The sequence below is a fragment of the Tepidimonas alkaliphilus genome, assembly GCF_007556595.1.
Lineage (GTDB): Bacteria > Pseudomonadota > Gammaproteobacteria > Burkholderiales > Burkholderiaceae_C > Tepidimonas > Tepidimonas alkaliphila.
Genome location: NZ_VJNB01000003.1, coordinates 222,042 through 243,567 on the forward strand (window position 1 = coordinate 222,042; position 21,526 = coordinate 243,567).

Annotated in this window: 18 protein-coding genes and 2 tRNA genes; 16 read left to right on the forward strand and 4 right to left on the reverse strand. The window is 66.9% G+C overall.

What is annotated here, in order from left to right:
* Window positions 1–13 precede the first annotated feature (13 nt).
* The 3 genes from odhB to zapE all read left to right on the forward strand — a co-directional run bounded on the left by odhB (window position 14) and on the right by zapE (window position 3,899).
* Complete coding sequence (gene odhB, locus Talka_RS04645; RefSeq protein WP_143889945.1) at window positions 14–1,288, forward strand: 2-oxoglutarate dehydrogenase complex dihydrolipoyllysine-residue succinyltransferase; 1,275 nt, start codon at window positions 14–16, stop codon at window positions 1,286–1,288.
* A gap of 18 nt (window positions 1,289–1,306) precedes the next feature.
* The gene (lpdA, locus tag Talka_RS04650; RefSeq protein ID WP_143889946.1) at window positions 1,307–2,734 is read left to right on the forward strand and encodes a dihydrolipoyl dehydrogenase; all 1,428 of its coding nucleotides are present in this window, start codon (window positions 1,307–1,309) and stop codon (window positions 2,732–2,734) included.
* A gap of 73 nt (window positions 2,735–2,807) precedes the next feature.
* Window positions 2,808–3,899, forward strand: a complete 1,092-nt coding sequence (zapE, locus tag Talka_RS04655; RefSeq protein WP_246100574.1) for a cell division protein ZapE — start codon at window positions 2,808–2,810, stop codon at window positions 3,897–3,899.
* A 45-nt stretch (window positions 3,900–3,944) separates the two neighbouring features.
* Here zapE and Talka_RS04660 read toward each other — a convergent pair whose 3' ends face one another.
* The 3 genes from Talka_RS04660 to Talka_RS04670 all read right to left on the reverse strand — a co-directional run bounded on the left by Talka_RS04660 (window position 3,945) and on the right by Talka_RS04670 (window position 5,978).
* The gene (locus Talka_RS04660) at window positions 3,945–5,492 is read right to left on the reverse strand and encodes a methyl-accepting chemotaxis protein (RefSeq protein ID WP_143889948.1); all 1,548 of its coding nucleotides are present in this window, start codon (window positions 5,490–5,492) and stop codon (window positions 3,945–3,947) included.
* A 306-nt stretch (window positions 5,493–5,798) separates the two neighbouring features.
* Window positions 5,799–5,875, reverse strand: a tRNA-Arg gene (locus Talka_RS04665).
* A 26-nt stretch (window positions 5,876–5,901) separates the two neighbouring features.
* A tRNA-Pro gene (locus Talka_RS04670) sits at window positions 5,902–5,978 on the reverse strand.
* 31 nt (window positions 5,979–6,009) lie between these two features.
* Here Talka_RS04670 and Talka_RS04675 point away from each other — a divergent pair.
* The 7 genes from Talka_RS04675 (at window position 6,010) to Talka_RS04705 (ending at window position 16,201) form a co-directional block, all read left to right on the forward strand.
* The gene (locus Talka_RS04675) at window positions 6,010–6,843 is read left to right on the forward strand and encodes an LSm family protein (protein ID WP_221933855.1); all 834 of its coding nucleotides are present in this window, start codon (window positions 6,010–6,012) and stop codon (window positions 6,841–6,843) included.
* Window positions 6,844–6,858: 15 nt separating this feature from the next.
* Window positions 6,859–8,358, forward strand: coding sequence for a transcription termination factor NusA (gene nusA, locus Talka_RS04680; RefSeq protein ID WP_143889950.1), 1,500 nt, complete (start codon window positions 6,859–6,861; stop codon window positions 8,356–8,358).
* A 37-nt stretch (window positions 8,359–8,395) separates the two neighbouring features.
* Window positions 8,396–11,329: a translation initiation factor IF-2 gene (gene infB / locus Talka_RS04685; RefSeq protein ID WP_143889951.1), complete on the forward strand. Its 2,934-nt coding sequence runs from the start codon at window positions 8,396–8,398 to the stop codon at window positions 11,327–11,329.
* Between the two features lie 11 nt (window positions 11,330–11,340).
* Window positions 11,341–11,715 carry a 30S ribosome-binding factor RbfA gene (gene rbfA, locus Talka_RS04690; RefSeq protein WP_143889952.1) on the forward strand — a complete coding sequence of 125 codons (375 nt, stop codon included), beginning with the start codon at window positions 11,341–11,343 and terminating at the stop codon, window positions 11,713–11,715.
* On the forward strand, window positions 11,712–12,674 hold the full coding sequence (truB, locus tag Talka_RS04695; protein ID WP_143889953.1) for a tRNA pseudouridine(55) synthase TruB: 963 nt from the start codon (window positions 11,712–11,714) through the stop codon (window positions 12,672–12,674). The genes rbfA and truB overlap by 4 nt, the downstream gene beginning before the upstream one ends.
* A complete protein-coding gene (gene typA / locus Talka_RS04700) occupies window positions 12,671–14,500 on the forward strand; it encodes a translational GTPase TypA (RefSeq protein ID WP_143889954.1) in 1,830 nt (609 codons plus the stop codon). The genes truB and typA overlap by 4 nt, the downstream gene beginning before the upstream one ends.
* Window positions 14,501–14,563: 63 nt before the next feature.
* Window positions 14,564–16,201, forward strand: coding sequence for an ATP-binding protein (locus Talka_RS04705; RefSeq protein ID WP_143889955.1), 1,638 nt, complete (start codon window positions 14,564–14,566; stop codon window positions 16,199–16,201).
* Window positions 16,202–16,256: 55 nt separating this feature from the next.
* On the opposite strand, the gene smpB is transcribed toward Talka_RS04705, so the two are convergent.
* On the reverse strand, window positions 16,257–16,736 hold the full coding sequence (smpB, locus tag Talka_RS04710; protein WP_143889956.1) for an SsrA-binding protein SmpB: 480 nt from the start codon (window positions 16,734–16,736) through the stop codon (window positions 16,257–16,259).
* A 32-nt stretch (window positions 16,737–16,768) separates the two neighbouring features.
* Between smpB and Talka_RS04715 the strand changes: the two genes are divergently transcribed.
* The 6 genes from Talka_RS04715 (at window position 16,769) to guaA (ending at window position 21,501) form a co-directional block, all read left to right on the forward strand.
* Window positions 16,769–17,221: a type II toxin-antitoxin system RatA family toxin gene (locus Talka_RS04715; protein WP_143889957.1), complete on the forward strand. Its 453-nt coding sequence runs from the start codon at window positions 16,769–16,771 to the stop codon at window positions 17,219–17,221.
* 9 nt (window positions 17,222–17,230) lie between these two features.
* Entirely contained in the window at window positions 17,231–17,557 is a 327-nt protein-coding gene (locus Talka_RS04720) for an RnfH family protein (protein ID WP_143889958.1), read from the forward strand.
* Between the two features lie 58 nt (window positions 17,558–17,615).
* Complete coding sequence (guaB, locus tag Talka_RS04725; RefSeq protein ID WP_143889959.1) at window positions 17,616–19,088, forward strand: IMP dehydrogenase; 1,473 nt, start codon at window positions 17,616–17,618, stop codon at window positions 19,086–19,088.
* An 82-nt stretch (window positions 19,089–19,170) separates the two neighbouring features.
* A complete protein-coding gene (locus Talka_RS04730) occupies window positions 19,171–19,449 on the forward strand; it encodes a type II toxin-antitoxin system Phd/YefM family antitoxin (RefSeq protein ID WP_143889960.1) in 279 nt (92 codons plus the stop codon).
* Between the two features lie 2 nt (window positions 19,450–19,451).
* Window positions 19,452–19,877: a type II toxin-antitoxin system VapC family toxin gene (locus Talka_RS04735; protein WP_143889961.1), complete on the forward strand. Its 426-nt coding sequence runs from the start codon at window positions 19,452–19,454 to the stop codon at window positions 19,875–19,877.
* A 7-nt stretch (window positions 19,878–19,884) separates the two neighbouring features.
* Window positions 19,885–21,501 carry a glutamine-hydrolyzing GMP synthase gene (guaA, locus tag Talka_RS04740; RefSeq protein ID WP_143889991.1) on the forward strand — a complete coding sequence of 539 codons (1,617 nt, stop codon included), beginning with the start codon at window positions 19,885–19,887 and terminating at the stop codon, window positions 21,499–21,501.
* Window positions 21,502–21,526 lie beyond the last annotated feature (25 nt).

A 21,526-nucleotide genomic window follows, 5' to 3' on the forward strand; every position in this document is an offset into this window, starting at 1 on the left:
GGAAACGAACACCATGGCCATCGTTGAAGTCAAGGTTCCGCAGCTGTCCGAGTCGGTCGCCGAAGCGACCCTGCTGCAGTGGAAAAAGAAAGTCGGCGAGGCGGTCGCCGCCGACGAGATCCTGATCGAAATCGAGACCGACAAGGTCGTGCTGGAGGTGCCCGCGCCGGCTGGCGGCGTGCTGGCTGACATTTTGGTTGGCGACGGCGGCACCGTCGTGTCGGGCCAAACCATTGCGCGCGTGGACACCGAGGCTCAAGCGGGGACCGTGGCGGCGCCGGCTGCCGCTGCTGCAGCCGCGGTCACAGCCCCAGCGCTGGCGGCGGCCTCCTCGGCTGGGGGCGGCGTCAAGGCCGGCGTGGCGATGCCGGCGGCGGCCAAGCTGATGGCGGATCACGGCTTGGATGCATCCGCCGTGGCAGGCACCGGCAAGGATGGCCGCATCACCAAGGGCGACGTGCTGGCCGCGCTGGCCACGCCGAAACCCGCGCCAGCTGTCGCGGCGCCGGCGGCGATCCCGACCGGGGCGCCGGCCAAGGCGCTGCCGCAGGTCAGCGCCCCGGTGGGCTTGCCGCCGGAGCTGATGAACCGCCCCGAGCAGCGCGTGCCGATGACGCGCCTGCGCGCGCGCATCGCCGAGCGGCTGCTGCAGTCGCAGGCCACCAACGCCATCCTGACCACGTTCAACGAGGTCAACATGGCGCCGGTCATCGAGCTGCGCAAAAAATATCAGGAAAAGTTCGAAAAAGAACATGGCGTCAAGCTCGGTTTCATGAGCTTTTTCGTCAAGGCGGCGGTGCACGCGCTCAAGAAGTTCCCGATCCTCAACGCCAGCGTGGACGGCAACGACATCGTCTATCACGGCTACTTCGACATCGGCATCGCGGTCGGCTCGCCGCGTGGGCTGGTGGTGCCGATCCTGCGCAACGCCGACCAGATGAGCTTTGCCGAGATCGAAAAAGCGATTGCCGACTTTGGCAAGCGCGCCGCGGAGGGCAAGCTCAGCATCGAGGAGATGACCGGCGGGACGTTCTCGATCTCCAACGGCGGGGTGTTCGGCTCCATGCTGTCCACGCCGATCATCAACCCGCCGCAGTCAGCCATCCTCGGCGTGCACGCGACCAAGGAGCGCCCGGTGGTGGAAAACGGCCAGATCGTGATCCGCCCGATCAACTACCTGGCGCTGAGCTACGACCACCGTATCATCGACGGGCGCGAGGCAGTGCTGGGGCTGGTGGCGATGAAGGAGGCGCTGGAGGATCCGGCGCGTCTGCTGTTCAACATCTGACGCCGGAGTCCCTTCGCCATGAGCCAAACCTTTGACATCGTCGTCATCGGCGCCGGCCCCGGCGGCTACATCGCCGCCATCCGCGCCGCGCAGCTGGGCTACACGGTGGCCTGCATCGACGAGTGGAAGAACGCCGCCGGCGGCCCCGCCCCCGGCGGCACCTGCACCAACGTCGGCTGCATCCCGTCCAAGGCGCTGCTGCAGTCGTCGGAATACTTCGAGCACGCGCGGCTGCACTTCGCCGAGCACGGCATCGCCACCGGCGCGGTGCGCATCGACGTGCCGCAGATGATCGCGCGCAAGGATGCCGTCGTGAAGCAGAACAACGACGGCATCCTCTACCTGTTCAAGAAGAACAAGGTGACGTTCTTCCATGGCCGCGGCTCGTTCGTGCGCGCGCTGGAGAGCGGCTACGAGCTCGCGGTCAGCGGCGCGCAGCCCGCCACGCTGCTGGCGCGGCACGTCATCGTGGCCACCGGCTCGCGCGCACGTGCGCTGCCCGGCGTGCCATTCGACGAGGAGCGCATCCTCTCCAACGATGGTGCGCTGCGGCTGCAGGCGGTGCCGAAGCGGCTTGCCATCATCGGCGCCGGCGTCATCGGGCTGGAGATGGGCTCCGTGTGGCGCCGCCTCGGCGCCGAGGTGACGATCCTGGAGGGCCTGCCGACGTTCCTGGCCGCCGCCGACGAGCAGATCGCCAAGGAGGCCAAAAAGGCGTTTGACAGGCAAGGCCTCAAGATCGAGCTTGGCGTCAAGGTCGGCGAGGTCAAGGCGACGAAGAAGGGCGTGGCGATCGCCTACACGCAGGCCAGCGGCGCCGAGGCGATGTTGGAGGCCGAGCGTCTGATCGTCTCCATCGGTCGCGTGCCCAACACCGAGGGCCTCAACGCCGAGGCGGTGGGCTTGAAGCTTGACGAGCGCGGGGCCATCGTGGTGGACGAGCTGTGCCGCACCAACCTGCCCGGCGTCTGGGCGGTCGGCGACGTCGTGCGCGGCCCGATGCTGGCGCACAAGGCCGAGGAGGAGGGCGTGGCGGTGGCCGAACGCATCGCCGGCCAGCGCCCGCACGTGGACTTCAACACCATCCCGTGGGTGATCTACACCAGCCCCGAGATCGCCTGGGTCGGCCAGACCGAACAGCAGCTCAAGGCCGCCGGGCGCGCCTACAAGGCCGGCGTCTTCCCGTTCATGGCCAACGGCCGCGCGCGCGCGCTGGGCGACACCACCGGCCTGGTCAAGATCCTGGCCGACGCCGCCACCGACGAGATCCTCGGCGTGCACATGGTCGGGCCGATGGTCTCGGAGCTGATCGCCGAGGCGGTGGTGGCCATGGAGTTCAAGGCCAGCGCCGAGGACATCGCGCGCATCTGCCATGCGCACCCTTCGCTGTCGGAGGCGACCAAGGAGGCGGCGCTGGCGGTGGACAAGCGCACGCTCAACTTCTGAGGCCGTGGCGGGCGACCCGGTAACGCCAGCTGCGGCTGGGGCCACGTCCCCGGCTGATGCGGCCTGGGGGCCGGTGCGGCGCACCTACGAGGCGGCGCTGGCGGCGCACGGCTTTTCCAGCGACCCGGCTCAGCTGCGCGGGGTTGAAGCGCTGGAGCGCTGCGCCGCAGAGTGGGCGCACTTCAAGCGGCGCCGCTCCAACGCGTTCAAGAAGCTGATCTATCGCTTGCCGATCCCGCGCGGGGTGTACCTGTGGGGCGGGGTGGGGCGCGGCAAGAGCTTTCTGATGGACTGCTTTTACCAGGCCGTGCCGCTGCGGCGCAAGACGCGGCTGCACTTCCACGAGTTCATGCGCGAGGTGCACCGGGAGCTGGCGCACCTGCAGGGCGCCGTCGATCCGCTGAAGGCGCTGGCGCGCCAGATGGCGGTGCGCTTCCGGCTGATCTGCTTCGACGAGTTTCACGTCGCCGACGTTACCGACGCCATGATCCTGCACCGCCTGCTGGAGGCGATGCACGCGCACGGCATCGGCATGGTGACGACCAGCAACTTCCACCCCGACGGGCTTTACCCCGACGGGCTGCACCGCGACCGCATCCTGCCGGCCATCGAGCTGCTCAAGCGCACCATGGACATCGTCAACGTTGATCACGGCGTGGACTACCGCCGCCGCGCGCTGCAGCAGGTGCGCACGTACCTCACGCCGCTGGGCGAGGCCACCGAGCGCGAGATGGAGGCAATCTTCGAGCAGCTCGCCGAGGCGCGCGACGAGGATCCGGTGCTGCGCATCGAAGGGCGCGAGATCCGCGCCATCCGCCGCGCCGGCGGCGTCGTGTGGTTCGACTTCCGCACGTTGTGCGGCGGGCCGCGTTCCCAGAACGACTACCTGGAGCTGGCCAGCCAGTTCCACACCGTGCTGTTGAGCAACGTGCCGGTGATGCCGCCCAACATGGCTTCCGCCGCGCGGCGCTTCACCTGGCTGGTGGACGTGCTCTACGACCGTCGGGTTAAACTCCTGGTCTCCGCCGCCGCCGCGCCGCAGCAGCTTTATACCGAGGGGCCCCTGGCGCACGAATTTCCGCGCACCGTTTCGCGCTTGCTGGAAATGCAGTCGCAAGATTACCTAAGCCAACAACGGCGTGAGGTGGACACCCGACTCACTTGACCAGGCTTGCTCCGAGCCCGCGGGTCGCCGGGCCCGCGGCCCCGGTCAAACCTTAAAGCGGTTGATCTGCTCGCGTAAAGCTTGCACTTGATCGTCCAGGTTCTTGGTGGCGGCCCCGATCTCCTCCACCAAGGCGGCATTGCGCTGCGTGACGGTGTCCATTTGCTGCACCGCTTCGTTGACCTGCTGCATGTTGCCTGCCAGGTCGCGGCTGGTTTGGTCGATTTCCGTCATGGCATGGCTGACCTGGTCGATGCGTTGCACCGCATCCGCCACTGCGGCTTGGGCTGAGTTGGCCCGCTCATGGCCCGCTTGCATGCGTTGCACGTTGTCTTCGATGATGGCGCGGATCTCGCGCGCGGCCTCAGCGCTCCTCTGCGCCAAGGAGCGCACCTCGCCGGCCACCACGGCAAAGCCGCGTCCCGCTTCGCCTGCGCGCGCAGCCTCCACTGCAGCGTTGAGCGCCAGAATGTTGGTCTGAAACGCAAGCCCGTCGATGGTGCCGATGATGTCGCGGATGCGCTGCGAAGACACCTGGATGCCTTGCATGGCCGCCACCAAATCCTGCACGATGGCGCCCACTGATTGCGCTGCCTGCGCGGCTTGTTGAGCCATCGCGCGCACCCGTGCGGCTACCTCGGCGTTATGGTGCAGGCTTTGGGTCATGCCCTGCACAGTGGCCGCGGTTTGCTCCACCGCCGCGGCTTGCTGCTGCGTGCGAGCGCTCAAGTCGAGGTTGCCTTGCGTAATCTCGGCTGAGGCGTCGCCTGCCGCGTTGGCCGCCTGCTGAATGCGTCGCAGCACGTGCGCCACTTGCTCCTGCATCTGCCCCAGGCTGACCATCATTTGAGCGATCTCATCCTCGCCAGGGGCGTCGAAGCGGCGCGTAAAGTCGCGCTGCGCCATGGTCTGCACCACCTCGACCGCCAGCTTCGCGGGCGGCACGATGCCACGGTGCAGGCTGATGGCCACGGCCAAGCCGATCAAAACAGCCAACCCCGCTGCCCCTAACGTCACCCGCTCGGCCTGCTGGCGAACCTCATGAGCGCGGTCGCGCATGCGGTCGGCGTCGCGCTGCAAGCTTTGCGCCAGCTCTTCTTGCGCCTGCATGTAGGCACGGGCCGCGGGTTCATAGTGTTGGCGAACGAAATCGGCCACCTTCGGCATGTCGCCTTCTTCGATCATTTTGATGGTGGCGTTGCGGGCATCGATATGGGCTTTGCGCAGGTCGCTGACGCGCTGCAGCAGCGCGCGGCGGGTCTCCCCGTCCACGGCGGCGGTGACTTGGCTTTCCAGCGCGTCCACTTCGGCGCGGGTCTGCGCGATGCGCTGCTGCAAATCCTTGCGCAGCTCGGCGTCGCTTCCATGCCGCACCAGCGTGCGCGTGCGATCCACCTGCATGCCGGTCAGAGCCGCCCAACGCTGGGCGTTGCCGGCCACCAGCTGCATGCGCTCCGCGGCATCCGTGAGCTTGGCTGCTTGGGATCCCCAGACGATCGCCACCCCCTCGGCCAGCACCAGCAGCAACAGCACGGTGCCCAAACCCAGTGCCAGTTGGGTGCTCAGGCGAAATCGACGCAACAACGACCACACGATGCGATGTCCTTTCGATCACGACGTCCTTGTTTTTGGCCCGCGATCCTGCCGCGAGGCTTGGTCTGCGAGGTGAGGTTGGCGGCCCAGCTGAAGTCAGCCCTCATGGCTTAGACGCTCAGCGGCCAGTTCGGCGCCCCCAAGCGAGTGGACGGGCAACCGCAAGCACGCCGGCGCCTCAGCTTGATGCGGCAGACGCAGGCGTGCATCTGCTGACGCATGCGCATCAGGTTTCGATACGCCCTAACGCGGTTCGGATGCACCGTTTGGAGCGTTTCCGTTGAGCGCTTCACCACAGCGGATGATTGGCCCGTCCGGAGGGGCTCGAACCCCCGACCCACGGCTTAGAAGGCCGTTGCTCTATCCAGCTGAGCTACGGACGGCAGGGGGCTTGCGCGGGCAGCGATGGTGGTCGGAGCGAAAGGATTTGAACCTTCGACCCTCTGCTCCCAAAGCAGATGCGCTACCAGGCTGCGCTACGCTCCGACGGTTGCGAATTGTAACGCTTGCGCTGCCCTTGCTGATCGGCCCGATCAGGTATTCCATGCCACAAAGACCCCCAAAGCTGGTAAAATCCTCGGATCGCGACCAAATGGGCGGGTATCCACCGGCCCATTTTTTTTGGTCGCGCAGCAAAGGGCAAGCGAGCGCGTCACCGACGTGCGAGCAGGTTACTCGCATCGAACGAAACATGGCAGGCAACTGGCAGCAAACCGTGGCTCAGACGGTGGCCGGCATGGGCTATGAATTGGTGGACCTGGAGCGCTCCGCCGGCGGCATGCTGCGCTTGACCATCGACTGGCCCTGGGCGCCGGGGCAATCCGAGCGCTTCATCACCGTGGACGACTGCGAGCGCGTCACCCGCCAGCTGCAATGGGTGCTCGAAGTCGAGGGGGTTGATTACCGGCGGCTGGAGGTGGGTTCACCCGGTATTGATCGGCCGCTGCGCCATGCGCGCGACTACGAGCGCTTTGAGGGCGAAGTGGTGGAGGTGACGCTGCGCGCGCCAATCGGCGCGGCAGCCAGTGGCTTGGTAGCCGCGACGCGGCGCAAGTTTCGCGGCGTCCTGTGTCGGGGTTCGACGCCAGGGGCATGGCGATTGGAGCTGCTGTCCGACGACGACAAGCGCCTGGGGCCGAAGCGGGCGGCTCGCGTTGCAACGGCACGCGGCGCAGGAGACGAACCCGGCGCGGCTGCGCAGACCGTGCGGGTGCTGGACTTCACGCTCGATGAGGTGCGGGAGGCGCGATTGGCGCCGGTGGTGGATTTTACGGGGCGTCGCCCAGGAAAGCGACTCCCCCAGCAAGCACAAGGCGAAGCAGAAGGCGTGCGCAACGACAAGCTGGCATAAGAAAGGCCGACCACAATGAACCGTGAAATGTTGATGTTGATTGATGCCATCTCGCGCGAAAAAAATGTCGAGCCGCGCGTGGTGATAGGGGCTGTGGAAGCGGCGTTGGCGTCGGCGACGAAGAAGCTGCTGGGCGGAGACGCCGATGTGCGCGTGCAAATTAATCCCGAAACGGGCAGCTACGAAACCTTTCGTCGCTGGAAAGTCGTGCCTGACGAGGCCGGTCTGCAAAATCCAGAGGCCGAAGAGCTGTATTCGGACGTGGTTGAAGAATATCCTGATATTCAAATTGGCGACTATATTGAAAAACCTATCGAAAGCGTCCCGATTGGTCGCATCGGAGCGCAGGCGGCCAAGCAAGTCATTTTGCAGAAAATCCGCGACGCCGAGCGCGAAATGCTGCTCAATGACTTTCTTTCTCGTGGCGATCGTATTTTTGTCGGCACCGTCAAGCGCATGGACAAGGGCGACCTGATTGCGGAAAGCGGTCGGGTGGAGGCGCGCCTGAAGCGCAGCGAAATGATCCCGAAAGAAAACTTCCGCAACGGAGACCGGATTCGCGCGCTGATCGTCGAGGTTGATCCTAGTCTGCGCGGGGCGCCGATCTTGCTGTCGCGCGCCAGCCCCGAGTTCATGATCGAGCTGTTCCGCCAAGAGGTGCCGGAAATCGAGCAGGGCCTGCTAGAGATCAAGGCCTGCGCGCGCGACCCCGGCAGCCGGGCCAAAATCGCGGTCGTGTCGCACGACCGCCGCATCGATCCGATCGGCACCTGCATCGGGGTGCGCGGCTCGCGGGTCAATGCGGTGACCAACGAATTGTCAGGCGAACGGGTGGATATCGTGCTGTGGAGCGATGATCCGGCCCAGTTCGTGATTGCGGCGTTGGCGCCTGCTGCGGTGCAGTCGATCGTGGTGGACGAAGAGCGGCACGCGATGGATGTGGTGGTGGATGAGGAAAATCTTGCCATCGCCATTGGTCGTGGCGGCCAAAACGTCCGGCTGGCGTCGGAGTTGACCGGCTGGAAAATCAACATCATGACGGCTGAAGAGTCCGCCGCCAAGCAAGCTCAAGAGCGCCAGGCGCTGCGCGAGCTGTTCATGGGCAAGCTCGATGTGGATGAGGAGATTGCCGACATTTTGATTGAGGAAGGCTTTACCAGCTTGGAAGAAGTGGCCTACGTGCCGCTGCAGGAAATGCTGGAAATCGAAGCATTGGACGAAGAAACCATTCATGAGTTGCGCGCGCGCGCCAAAGACGCGTTGCTGACGATGGAAATCGCCAAAGAGGAAAGCGTCGAAGAGGTGGCGCAAGATCTGCGCTCGCTGCCGGGCTTGACCACCGACCTGATTGCCAAGTTGGCTGAAGCGGGCGTGCATACGTTGGATGATTTGGCTGATTTGTCGGTGGACGAGCTGGTTGAGATCACGGGGCAAGACCCTGAAGAAGCCAAAGTGCTGATCCTCAAGGCGCGCGAGCACTGGTTCACCGGTGACGACGCCAGCCCGCGCAGCTGACCTGCCCAGCCCCTGCAGAGAGTCACGAAGGAATCCTATGTCGAGCAACACCGTCGCCGAATTCGCTGCCGAGCTCAACAAACCCGTCTCGCTGCTGCTGGAGCAGTTTGCCGCCGCTGGCGTGCGCAAGCAGGCTGGCAGCGACCCTGTCACCGAGGTGGACAAGCAGCGCCTGCTGGCCTACCTGAAGGCGGCGCACGGCACGCTCGGCCAAGAGCGGCGCAAGATCACGCTGACCAAAAAATCCACCACCGAGATCAAGCAGGCCGACGCCACCGGGCGGGCGCGCACCATCCAAGTCGAAGTGCGCAAAAAGCGCACCTTCATCAAGCGCGACGACGAGCCGGCGCCGACGCCGGCTCCGCCTGTGTCGGCTGAAATGGTCTCCGCGGTGGACGAGCAAGCCTTGGTCGAGGCGCAGGCCCAAGCGCAAGCCGAAGCCGCGGAGTTGGCACGGCGGGAGGAGGAAGCCCGCTTGCAAGCCGAGCGGCTGCGTCAGGAAGAGGAAGAGCTTGCGCGCCGCCGCCGTGAACGCGAAGAAGCCGAGGCTCGAGCGGCTGAAGAGGCCCGGCTGGCGCGCGAAGCCGCCGAACGCGCGCGCGCGCAACGCGACTCCGCCCGCGCCGCTGCCGCAACGCAAGTGACGCAGCAACCTGCTCCATCGCTTGAGGCGCTGGAACACAACGCCCCCGTGGCTGAAGCGGCGCAGCCAGCCCAGTCCAACGCAGCGGCGCAAGAGGAAGCCGCCCAGCGCGAACGCCTGGCGGCGCAGCGCGCCGCCGAAGAGGCGCGCGCACGCGAGCTGGAGGAGCGGCGGCGCAAAGCGCTGGAAGAGGCCGAAGCCATCCGTGCCATGATGGCGCAGCCGCGCAAAGTGCTGGTGGCCAAAAAGCCCGAGGAGCCCAAGGCCGGCGCAACGGCTGCGGCGCCAGCCCCGAAGCCGGGCCTCAAAGGCACGCTGCACAAGCCGGCGGGCACGCCGGCGCGCGCGCCGGCTGCGGCGCCGACTCCGGCGAAGAAGGAACTCAAATCGGAAGCCCTTTCCTCGTCGTGGAAAGACGAATCCGGCAAGAAAAAAGAAAAAGAGCTTAAAGGCCGCGCCGAGGCCGCTGCCCGCGCCGGCGCCAACGGTTGGCGCGCGGGGCCCAAAGGCAAGGCAGCGGGCAAGGGAGGGCGTGACGAGCGGGTGGCGGCGCCGCCTCCGGCTGAAACCCGGGTGCTCGAAGTGCACGTGCCGGAAACGATCACTGTGGCTGACTTGGCGCACAAGATGGCCATCAAGGCTTCGGAGGTCATCAAAGTGCTGATGAAACTCGGCCAGATGGTGACGATCAACCAGTCGCTGGATCAGGATACCGCGATGATCGTCGTCGAGGAGCTGGGTCATAAAGCCGTGGCCGCGGCGTTGGATGATCCGGAGGCGTTTTCCGAAGAAGAGGCCGGGCTGTATCGGGGCGAGCCCAAGCCCCGTCCCCCGGTGGTCACCGTCATGGGCCACGTTGACCACGGCAAGACGTCGCTGCTGGACTACATCCGCCGCTCCAAGGTCGCTGCGGGCGAAGCTGGCGGCATCACCCAGCACATTGGCGCCTACCATGTTCAGACGCCGCGCGGCGTCATCACCTTCCTCGACACGCCGGGCCACGAGGCGTTCACCGCGATGCGCGCGCGCGGCGCGCAGGCCACCGACATCGTCATCCTGGTGGTGGCGGCTGACGATGGCGTGATGCCGCAGACGCGCGAGGCGATCAAGCACGCCAAGGCGGCCGGGGTGCCGATCGTGGTGGCGCTGACCAAAATCGACAAGCCCGACGCCAACCCCGAGAAGGTCAAGCAGGAGCTGGTGGCCGAGGAGGTGGTGCCAGAGGAATACGGAGGTGATTCGCCCTTTGTCGGGGTATCGTCCAAAACCGGCCAGGGCATCGACGAACTGTTGGAAAACGTGCTGTTGCAGGCTGAAATCCTGGAGCTCAAGGCTCCGGTGGACGCCAAGGCCAAGGGCCTGGTGATCGAGGCCCGGCTGGACAAGGGCCGCGGCCCGGTGGCGACCGCCTTGGTGCAGTCCGGCACGCTGCGCGTCGGTGATGTGGTGCTGGCTGGTCAGACCTACGGCCGCGTGCGCGCGATGCTCGATGAAAACGGCCGCCAGGTTAAAGAGGCCGGCCCGTCGATCCCGGTGGAAATCCTCGGTCTTGCCGAGGTGCCGCAGGCCGGCGACGAATTCATGGTGATGATCGACGAGCGGCGCGCGCGCGAGATCGCCACCTATCGCGCCGGCAAATATCGCAGCACCAAGCTGGCCAAGCAGCAGGCGGCCAAGCTGGAAAATCTCTTTGCCGAGATGAACGCCGGCGAGGTCAAGACGCTGCCGATCATCATCAAGGCCGATGTGCAGGGCTCGCAGGAGGCGCTGTCCGCAGCGCTGCTCAAGCTCTCCACCGACGAGGTGCGCGTGCAGCTGGTTTATGCCGGCGTCGGCGGCATCAGCGAGTCCGACGTCAACCTGGCGATCGCCTCCAAGGCGATCATCATCGGCTTCAACGTGCGGGCAGACGCCAACGCGCGCAAGGTGGCCGAGGCTGCCGACGTCGAAATTCGCTATTACAACATCATCTACGACGCGGTGGACGATCTTAAGGCCGCGATGGCCGGGCTGCTGTCCCCGGAGAAGCGCGAGGAAGTCATCGGCATGGCCGAAATCCGCACCGTGTTTGTGGCTTCCAAGATCGGCACCGTGGCCGGCTGCATGGTCACGCAAGGCTACGTCACGCGCAACGCGCACTTCCGCCTTATCCGCGACAACGTGGTGGTTTACACCGGCGAGCTGGAGTCGCTCAAGCGCTTCAAGGATGACGTGCGCGAGGTCAAGGAAGGCTTTGAGTGCGGCATCAAGCTCAAGAACTACAGCGACATCAAGGAAGGCGACGTGCTGGAGTTCTTCGAGATCAAAGAAGTGGCGCGCACGCTCTGAAGGGAAGCACCATGCCCAGCCGCAAGGGACCGCACCGTGGCCTGAAGGTGGCCGACCAGATCCAGCGCGACTTAAGCGAGCTCATCCCGCGCGAGCTGAAGGATCCGCGCCTCGGGATGGTGACCATCCAGTCGGTGGAGGTCACGCCTGACTACGCGCACGCCAAGGTGTTTTTTAGTGTGCTGGTCGGCGACCCTCAGCAGACCGAAGAGGCGCTCAACCAAAGCGCCGGCTTCCTGCGCAACGCGCTGTTCAAGCGGCTGCACATCCACACGGTGCCGACGCTGCATTTCATCTACGACCGCTCGATCGAGCGCGCCGCCGACCTCAACGCCCTGATCGCCAAGGCCGTGGCCTCGCGCGGCAAGGACGAGGACGCGGCATGACCGCCGAGCCCCGTGCACGGGTGCGGCGGCGCCCCGTGCATGGGGTGCTGCTGCTGGATAAGCCCGTCGGTCTGTCGGCGCAGGCGGCGGTGTCGCGCGTCAAGGCGCTGCTGGCGGCGGAGAAGGCCGGCCACACTGGCACGCTGGACCCGCTGGCCAGCGGGCTGCTGCCGGTGTGCCTGGGTGCGGCCACCAAGTTCGCGCAGGTGCAGCTGGAGGCCGACAAAGCCTACGAAGCGGTGCTGCGCTTAGGCGTGCGCACCTCCACCGGCGACGCCGAGGGGGAGGTGATCGCCACCGCGCCGGTCGAGGCTGAGCGGCTGACCCCGGCGCGGCTGGCCGAACTGGCGCGCCGCTTCACTGGGGTGATCGAGCAGATCCCGCCGATGCACAGCGCGCTGAAAAAAGATGGCAAGGCGCTCTATGAATATGCGCGCGCCGGCGTCGAGCTCGAGCGCGCGCCGCGGCGCGTGACGATCCACGCGCTCGAGCTCGAGCCGCTGCCCCATGACCCCGCCGCGCTGCGGCTGCGCGTGCGCTGCAGCAAGGGCACCTACGTGCGCACGCTGGCCGAGGATCTGGGCGCGGCGCTGGGCTGTGGCGCGCACCTGAGCGCGCTGCGACGCACCGCCACCGGGCCGTTTGAGCTCGCCGAGGCCGTCACGCTGGAGCAACTGGAGCAAGCCACGATGCCGCAGCGTCTGCAGTGGCTGCGGCCGCCCGAGGCGCTGCTGCACGGCTGGCCGCAGGTGACGCTGGAGGAGGGCGAAGCGGCTCGCTTTCTATCGGGCCTGCGCCGCCGCGGCCGTTGGCCCGACGCCGAGGCGGTGGCCGTCTTCGGCGCCAAACCGCGCGCGCTGCTCGGCAGCGGCCGCTGCCAAGGTGGCGAGCTGATCCCGGTGCGGCTGCTCGCCCCGACCGAAATCGCCCAATGGCTGACCCAGACCCACGCATCATGACCCGACCGATCCGCAACATCGCCATCATTGCCCACGTTGATCACGGCAAGACCACGCTCGTGGACCAACTGCTGCGCCAAAGCGGCACTTTTCGCGAGAACCAGCAGGTCGGCGAACGCGTGATGGACAGTCACGATCTGGAGCGCGAGCGCGGCATCACCATCCTGGCCAAGAACTGCGCCGTGCGCTGGAAGGACACGCACATCAACATCGTGGACACCCCCGGCCACGCCGACTTCGGCGGCGAGGTCGAGCGCGCGCTGTCGATGGTCGATGGCGTGCTGCTGCTGATCGACGCGCAGGAGGGGCCGATGCCGCAGACGCGCTTCGTGACCAAGAAGGCGCTGGCGCTGGGGCTCAAGCCCATCGTCGTCGTCAACAAGGTGGACAAGCCCGGCGCGCGGCCCGACCACGTCATCAACGCCGCCTTCGATCTGTTTGACAAGCTGGGCGCCACCGACGAGCAGCTGGATTTTCCGGTCGTCTATGCCTCGGGCCTGAACGGCTGGGCCTCGCTGACGGAGGGCGAGCCGGGACAACCCTGGGGCGCCGACATGGCGCCGCTGTTCGAGACAATCCTCAAGCACGTGCCGGCGCACCAGGGCGACGCCAGCGCGCCGCTGCAGCTGCAGATCTCGTCGCTGGACTACTCCAGCTACGTCGGCCGCATCGGCGTGGGGCGCATCCACGCTGGCACGATCCGCCCCGGCATGGAGGTGCTGGTCTGCGAGGGGCCGGACGGGCCGCGCCGCAAGGGCCGCATCCACCAGGTGCTGAAGTTCCAGGGGCTGGAGCGCGTGCTGGCTGATGCCGCCGGGCCGGGCGACATCGTGCTGGTCAACGGCATCGAGGACATCGGCATCGGCGTGACGCTGTGCGACCCGCTGGATCCGCGCCCGCTGCCGATGCTGAAGGTGGATGAGCCGACGCTGACGATGAATTTCTGCGTCAACACCTCGCCGCTGGCGGGGCGCGAGGGCAAGTTCGTCACCAGCCGCCAGATCTGGGATCGCCTGCAGCGTGAGCTGCAGAGCAACGTGGCGCTGCGCGTGCGCGAGACGGCCGAGGACGGCGTCTTCGAGGTCAGCGGCCGCGGCGAGCTGCACCTGACCATCCTGCTGGAGAACATGCGCCGCGAGGGCTATGAACTGGCGGTGTCCAGGCCGCGCGTGGTGTTGAAGGAGATCGACGGCGTGCGCCACGAGCCGATCGAGCTGCTGACGGTGGACATCGAGGAGCCGCACCAGGGCGCGGTGATGCAGGCGCTGGGCGAGCGCCGCGGCGAACTGGTCAACATGGAGCCGGACGGCCGCGGCCGCGTGCGGCTGGAGTACCGCATCCCGGCGCGCGGGCTGATCGGATTCCAGACCGAGTTCCTGAACCTGACGCGCGGCACCGGTCTGATGTCCAACATCTTCGACGGCTACGAGCCTTACAAAGGCGAAATCGCGCGTCGCAAGAACGGCGTGCTGATCAGCCAGGACGACGGCGAGATCGTCACCTACGCGCTGGGCAAGCTCGACGACCGCGGTCGCATGTTCGTCAAGCCCGGCGACCCAGTCTACGAGGGCATGATCATCGGCATCCACAGCCGTGACAACGACCTGGTCGTCAACCCGGTGCGCACCAAGCAGCTGACCAACTTCCGCGCCGCCGGCAAGGATGACGCCATCAAGCTGACGCCGCCGATCGAGCTGACGCTGGAATACGCGGTCGAGTTCATCGAGGACGACGAGTTGGTGGAGATCACGCCCAAAAGCATCCGGCTGCGCAAGCGCTTCCTGAAGGAGCACGAGCGCAAGCGCGCCAGCCGCAGTGCAGACTAGCGAAAATCGAAACCTCCCTAAGGCGGGAGAGCGGGAGTCCAGCACACCCTGTAAACTGCGCATATGAAGCCTGGCCCGGGATGGTGGTCCCGCCGCAAACTGCCGATCGGCATCCAGACCCTGCGCGACATCCGCGAGGGCGGCTACTACTACGTGGACAAGACGCTGCTGATCGCGCGCCTGGCGGACAGCGGCAAGTTCTACTTTCTCTCCCGCCCGCGCCGCTTCGGCAAAAGCCTGCTACTGGACACGATCGCCTGCGCCTTCGAGGGCAAGCGGCAGCTGTTCGACGCGCACGACGGCGCCGATGGCACGGCGCCGCGCGACAAGCTCTTCCTTGCCGACCACTGGGACTGGGCCAAGCCCCACCCCGTGATTCGCTTAAGCTTTGCCGAAGGCCGTCTGGAAAAGCGCGACGAGCTTGACCGCCACATCCGCCGCCAGCTGCGCGAGCAGGCGCAGCGGCTGGGCGTCGCGCTGGAAGACCCCGACGACATCCCCGGCAGCTTCGCCGAGCTCATCACCCGCGCCGCTGAGCAGCACCACCGTCAGGCCGTGGTGCTGGTCGATGAATACGACAAGCCCATCCTCGACAACCTCGAAGCCCCTGAGATCGCCCGCGCCATGCGCGAGGGCCTGCGCAACCTCTACAGCGTCATCAAGGGAAGAGACGCCGACCTGCGCTTTGTGCTGCTGACCGGGGTCTCGAAGTTCAGCAAGGTCTCGATCTTTTCAGGCCTCAACAACCTCTACGACCTGACGCTGGATCCCGAATACGGCACGCTCTGCGGCTACACCGAGGAGGACATCGACACGGTGTTTGCGCCGGAGCTGGAGGCTGCCAAGCAAGAGGGCCAGCCGCTGGACCGGGAGGAGATCCGGCGCTGGTACAACGGCTACCGCTGGGGGCCGGTGAGCGTTTACAACCCGTTTGACGTGCTGCTGCTGCTGCGCAATCGGCAGTTTCGCGCGCACTGGTTTGAGACCGGCACGCCGACTTTTCTCGTGGAGTGGCTGCGCGGCAAGGGGTTCTTCACCCCGCAGCTGGAGCGGCTCTACGCCAGCGAGCAGCTGCTCTCAGCCTTTGACGTGGAGCGTATCGAGCCCGAGGCGCTGCTGTGGCAGACGGGGTATTTGACCATCGACGGCCAGCAGCGCAAGGGTGCCGCCACGGTCTACACGCTGCGCGTGCCCAACCTCGAGGTGCGCAGCGCCCTCAACGAGGCGCTGCTGCTGGGCGGGTGGCTGCCGGGCGGCACCCCGCTGTCGCAACTGACCCTGCGGCTGTACGACCTGCTCACCGACGGTGACGCGCAAGGCCTGCGCGCGCACTTCGAGCGTCTTTACGCCAGCATCCCGCACGACTGGGTGCGCGCCAACCCCATCGCCCAGTATGAGGGCTATTACGCCAGCGTCTTCTACAGCCACTTGGCAAGCCTCGGGCTCGACATCGTGCCGGAGGAGGTCTCCAATCCGGGCCAGTGCGACCTCGTCATCCGCCATGCGGGCCGCGCGTGGGTGATCGAGTTCAAGGTCATCGACGGCGACGCCCCCACCGGCGAGGCGATGCGCCAGCTCAAGGCCAAGGATTACGCCGCCAAGCACCGCGGCGCGCCGGGCATTGAGGAGGTGATCGAACTCGGCGTGGAGTTCAGCCCCACGAAGCGCCAGATCGTCGGGTGGGAGGTGGCGCGCGGTTGAGCCGGTGCACTGCGCCCCGCGCCGCGGTGACGGCGCCGGCCCGCGGATGGGAGGGTCAGCGCGTGCGGTGCTTGAGCGCGCGCTCGACCTCGCGCTTACCCTCGCGTTCCTTGATCGTCTCGCGCTTGTCGTGCTGGGCCTTGCCGCGCGCCAGCGCGATGTCGCACTTGACGCGGCCGTTCTTCCAGTGCAGGTTCAGCGGCACCAGCGTGTAGCCCTTTTGCTCCACCTTGCCGATCAGGCGGCGGATCTCGTCCTTGTGCATCAGCAGCTTGCGCGTGCGGGCGCTGTCGGCCCGGACGTGCGTGGAGGCGGTGCGCAGCGGGTGGATCAGGCAGCCGATCAGGAACAGCTCGCCGTCGCGCACGACGACGTAGCCCTCGGTGATCTGCACCTTGCCGTCGCGGATGGCTTTGACCTCCCAGCCCTGCAGCACCACGCCCGCCTCGTGGCGTTCCTCGATGTGGTAGTTGAAATGCGCCTTTTTGTTGTCGGCGATCAGCGCCGCAGCAGGCTTGCGGGTGGTTGCGTTCATGGGGCCTACAATCGGGCGAAATCTGGCATTCTATGAAACCCAAGACGGTCCGCAAATCGGTGCTCGTCTGGCACGGCGCGCCGGAGATGTTCGCGCTGGTGGCCGACGTGGAGCGCTACCCGGAGTTCCTGCCGTGGTGCGAGCATGGTCGCGTGCTGGAGCGCACGCCCAACGGCATGGTGGCCTCGATCGGCATGGCCTTCGGCGGCGTGCACAAGAGCTTCACCACGCGCAACGTGCACGAGGAGGGGCGGCGCATCCGCATCGCGCTGGTGGACGGGCCGTTTTCGCAGCTGGAAGGCGACTGGACCTTCACGCCGCTTGGGGAAGGGGCGCAGCGGGCCTGCCGCATCGACTTCGTGATGACCTACGGCTTTGCCAGCAGCGTGCTGGCGGCGCTGGTCGGGCCGGTGTTCGACCGCATCGCCGACACCTTGGTGGACGCTTTCGTCAAGCGCGCCGACCAGGTTTACGGCGCGGGGTAGGGCGGCGCGATGCGGGTGGATCTCATCTGGGCCGAGGCGCCGCGGCGGGTGCGCGAGCAAGCGCTTGAGCTGCCCGACGGGGCCACGGTGGCGCAGGCGCTGGCCGCCAGCGGCTGGGATGTCGCCGCCGCGCTGGCCGACGGCACGCTGGCCGCCAGCGTCTGGGGGCGCCGCGTGGCGCCGGAGGCGCTGCTGCGCGACAGCGATCGGCTGGAGCTGACACGGCCGCTGCGCGTCGATCCCAAGGTGGCGCGGCGCGAGCGTTTTCAGCGTCAAGGCGTGCGCGCGCCAGGTCTGTTTGCCCGTCCACGCCGAGAGCCAGGCTCCAGCCGCTAGGCTGACCGTTGGGATGAACGAGAGCAGGCAACTACAATACGATTTTTGGAGCCATCTCATGCGCTTGCTCGGAAAAGCCCTGACGTTTGACGACGTTTTGCTCGTCCCCGCTTACTCCGAAATCCTGCCGAAAGACACGTCGCTGCGCACCCGTCTCACCCGTGAGATCGAACTGAACCTTCCGCTGGTGTCGGCCGCCATGGACACCGTCACCGAGGCGCGGCTGGCGATTGCGATTGCGCAGGAAGGCGGCATCGGCATCATCCACAAGAACCTGTCGGTGCAAGAGCAAGCCGCGCAGGTGGCCAAGGTCAAGCGCTACGAGTCCGGCGTGCTGCGCGACCCGGTGGTCATCAGCCCCGACACCACGGTGCGCCAGGTCGTCAAGCTGTCCGATGAGCTGGGCGTGTCGGGCTTTCCGGTCGTCGAAGGAGGCAAGGTGGTCGGCATCGTTACCGGGCGTGACCTGCGCTTCGAGACGCGCATGGACGCGCCGGTGCGCGAGATCATGACGCCGCGCGAGCGCCTGGTCACCGTGCCGGAAGGCACCACGCCCGAGGCCGCCAAAGCGCTGCTGAACAAGCACAAGCTCGAGCGGCTGCTGGTCGTCAACGACGCCTTTGAGCTCAAGGGCCTGATCACCGTCAAGGACATCACCAAGCAGCTCAACTTCCCCAACGCCGCGCGCGACGACAACGGCCGCCTGCGCGTCGGTGCGGCGGTGGGCGTCGGCCCCGGTACCGATGAGCGTGTCGAGGCACTGGTCAAGGCCGGCGTGGACGTGATCGTCGTGGACACCGCCCACGGCCACAGCAAGGGCGTGCTGGACCGCGTGCGCTGGGTCAAGCGCAACTTTCCGCAGGTGCAGGTGATCGGCGGCAACATCGCCACCGGCGAGGCTGCCCGCGCGCTGGTGGAGGCTGGGGCGGATGCGGTCAAGGTCGGCATCGGGCCGGGCTCGATCTGCACCACGCGCATCGTGGCCGGCGTCGGCGTGCCGCAGATCACCGCCATCGACAACGTCGCGCAGGCGCTTAAAGGATCCGGCGTGCCGCTGATCGCCGATGGCGGCATCCGCTACAGCGGCGACATCGCCAAGGCGCTGGCCGCCGGCGCGCACAGCGTGATGATGGGTGGCATGTTCGCCGGCACCGAAGAGGCGCCCGGCGAGGTGATCCTCTACCAGGGCCGCAGCTACAAGAGCTACCGCGGCATGGGCTCGATTGGCGCGATGAAGGCCGGCAGCGCCGACCGCTACTTCCAAGACGGTGAGGACGCCGCCAACCCCAACGCCGACAAGCTGGTGCCGGAAGGCATCGAGGGCCGCGTGCCCTACAAGGGTTCGGTGGTGGCGATCATCTTCCAGATGGCCGGCGGCATCCGCGCGGCGCTGGGCTACTGCGGCTGCGCCAGCATCGAGGAGCTGCACGAGAAGGCCGCCTTCGTCGAGATCACCGCCGCCGGCATCCGCGAAAGCCACGTGCACGACGTGCAGATCACCAAGGAAGCGCCGAACTACCGGCTGGATTGATCGGGCCGCCCGCCTGTCGCGCGATCCATGTGCGGCGTTTCGGTCTTACGATTCAGACTCGCGACGAACAGGGGTTGTGGCCATGCAGACCGTTTCCGTACACGAGGCCAGAGAGCGACTCTCGGCGTTGTTGCAGGCTGTCGAGGCGGGCGAGGAGATCGTGATCACGCGCCGAGGGCACCGGGTGGCCCGTCTGGTACGCGATCCCTCCTGCTCCGAGGGTAGCGAGGCCGGCACTCGCGACCTCCTGCGGCGACGGGCCTTGGATCGGCTGCGTGCCTACCGGCGGCTGGCGGCGGGTGCCCCGGCCATCCAGGGGTTGACGGATTGGAAAACCCTGCGCGACGAGGGACGGATTTAGTGATGGCAGTCCCGGTGGTCGTCGATGCGTCGGTTGCGGCAGCGTGGTTGTTGCCGGACGAATGCAGCGAGACGGCGGAGGATTGGTTCGCCGAGGCCTGTGCCGACGAAGGGCGTTTCTGGGCGCCAGCCTTGTGGTGTTGGGAGGTCGGCAACTTGCTGCTGATGGCCGCCCGGCGCGGGCGCATTGCCCCCGCGGCTGTGGAGGCCGGCTTGGATCTGCTGCTGTCCACCCGTGTCGCGATCGAAGATGCGCCGACGCCCGAGCAACGACGGGAAACGCTGCGGCTCGCGCGAGAAAGCGGCTTGACGTTCTACGACGCGGCCTATCTCGAACTCGCGAAGCGCCGCAGCGCGCAGCTCGCCTCCCGCGACCGGCAGCTCATCGCCGCGGCGCGCGCCCGTGGCGTGGAATGCCTTGAACTTTGACCTCACGATGAACCACGACAAGATCCTCATCCTCGACTTCGGCTCGCAGGTCACGCAGCTGATCGCGCGGCGCGTGCGCGAGGCGCACGTTTATTGCGAGGTGCACCCGTGTGACGTCAGCAGCGAGTGGGTGCGGCAGTACGCCGCCGACGGGCGGCTCAAGGGCGTGATCCTCTCCGGCAGTCACGCCAGCGTCTATGAGGTGGACGACCGCGCGCCCGATGCGGTGTTCGAGCTGGGCGTGCCGGTGCTGGGCATCTGCTACGGCATGCAGACCATGGCGCAGCAGCTCGGCGGGCGCGTGGAGGGCTCGCCGGTGCGCGAGTTCGGCTATGCCGAGGTGCGCGCGCGCGGCCACACCGCGTTGCTGAAGGACATCGCCGACTTCCACACGCCCGAAGGGTACGGGATGCTGAAGGTGTGGATGAGCCACGGCGACAAGGTGGTGGAGCTGCCGCCCGGCTTCAAGCTGATGGCCAGCACCGACTCGTGCCCGATCGCCGGCATGGCCGACGAGACGCGGCGCTTCTACGGCGTGCAGTTCCATCCGGAGGTGACGCACACCGTGCAGGGCCGGGCGATCCTGGAGCGCTTCGTGCTGGAGATCTGCGGCGCCAGGCCCGACTGGATCATGCGCGACCATATCGAGGAGGCGGTGGCGGCCATCCGCGCCCAGGTCGGCGACGAGGAGGTGCTGCTCGGCCTCTCGGGCGGGGTCGATTCGTCGGTGGCCGCCGCGCTCATCCACCGCGCCATCGGTGACCAGCTGACCTGCGTGTTCGTGGACCACGGCCTGCTGCGCCTGCACGAGGGCGACATGGTAATGGACATGTTCGCCGGCAAGCTGCACGCCCGGGTGATCCGGGTGGACGCCAGCGACCTGTTCCTACGCGAGCTGGCCGGCGTGACCGACCCCGAGCGCAAGCGCAAGATCATCGGCCGGCTGTTCGTCGACGTCTTCAAGGCCGAGGCGGAAAAGCTCAAGGCCGCGCGCCCCGGCTCCAAGGGCATCCAGTGGCTGGCCCAGGGCACCATCTACCCGGACGTGATCGAGTCGGGTGGGGCCAAGAGCAAGAAGGCCGTCACCATCAAGAGCCACCACAACGTCGGCGGCCTGCCCGAGCAGCTGGGCTTGAAGCTGCTGGAGCCGCTGCGCGACCTGTTCAAGGACGAGGTGCGCGAGCTCGGCGTGGCGCTGGGCCTGCCGCACGACATGGTCTACCGCCACCCGTTCCCCGGGCCGGGCCTGGGCGTGCGCATCCTCGGCGAGGTCAAGAAAGAATACGCCGACCTGCTGCGCCGGGCGGACGCCATCTTCATCGAGGAGCTGCGCTCCACTATCGAGCCCAACTCCGGCAAAAGCTGGTACGACCTCGTCAGCCAAGCGTTCGCGGTGTTCCTGCCGGTCAAGAGCGTCGGCGTGATGGGCGACGGCCGCACCTACGACTACGTGGTCGCGCTGCGCGCGGTGCAGACCAGCGACTTCATGACCGCCGACTGGGCCGAGCTGCCCTACAGCCTGCTGAAAAGGGTCAGCAGCCGTATCATCAACGAGGTGCGCGGCATCAACCGCGTCACCTACGACGTCAGCTCCAAGCCGCCGGCGACGATCGAGTGGGAGTAACGTGAGGCGGTCGATCGGACAGGCA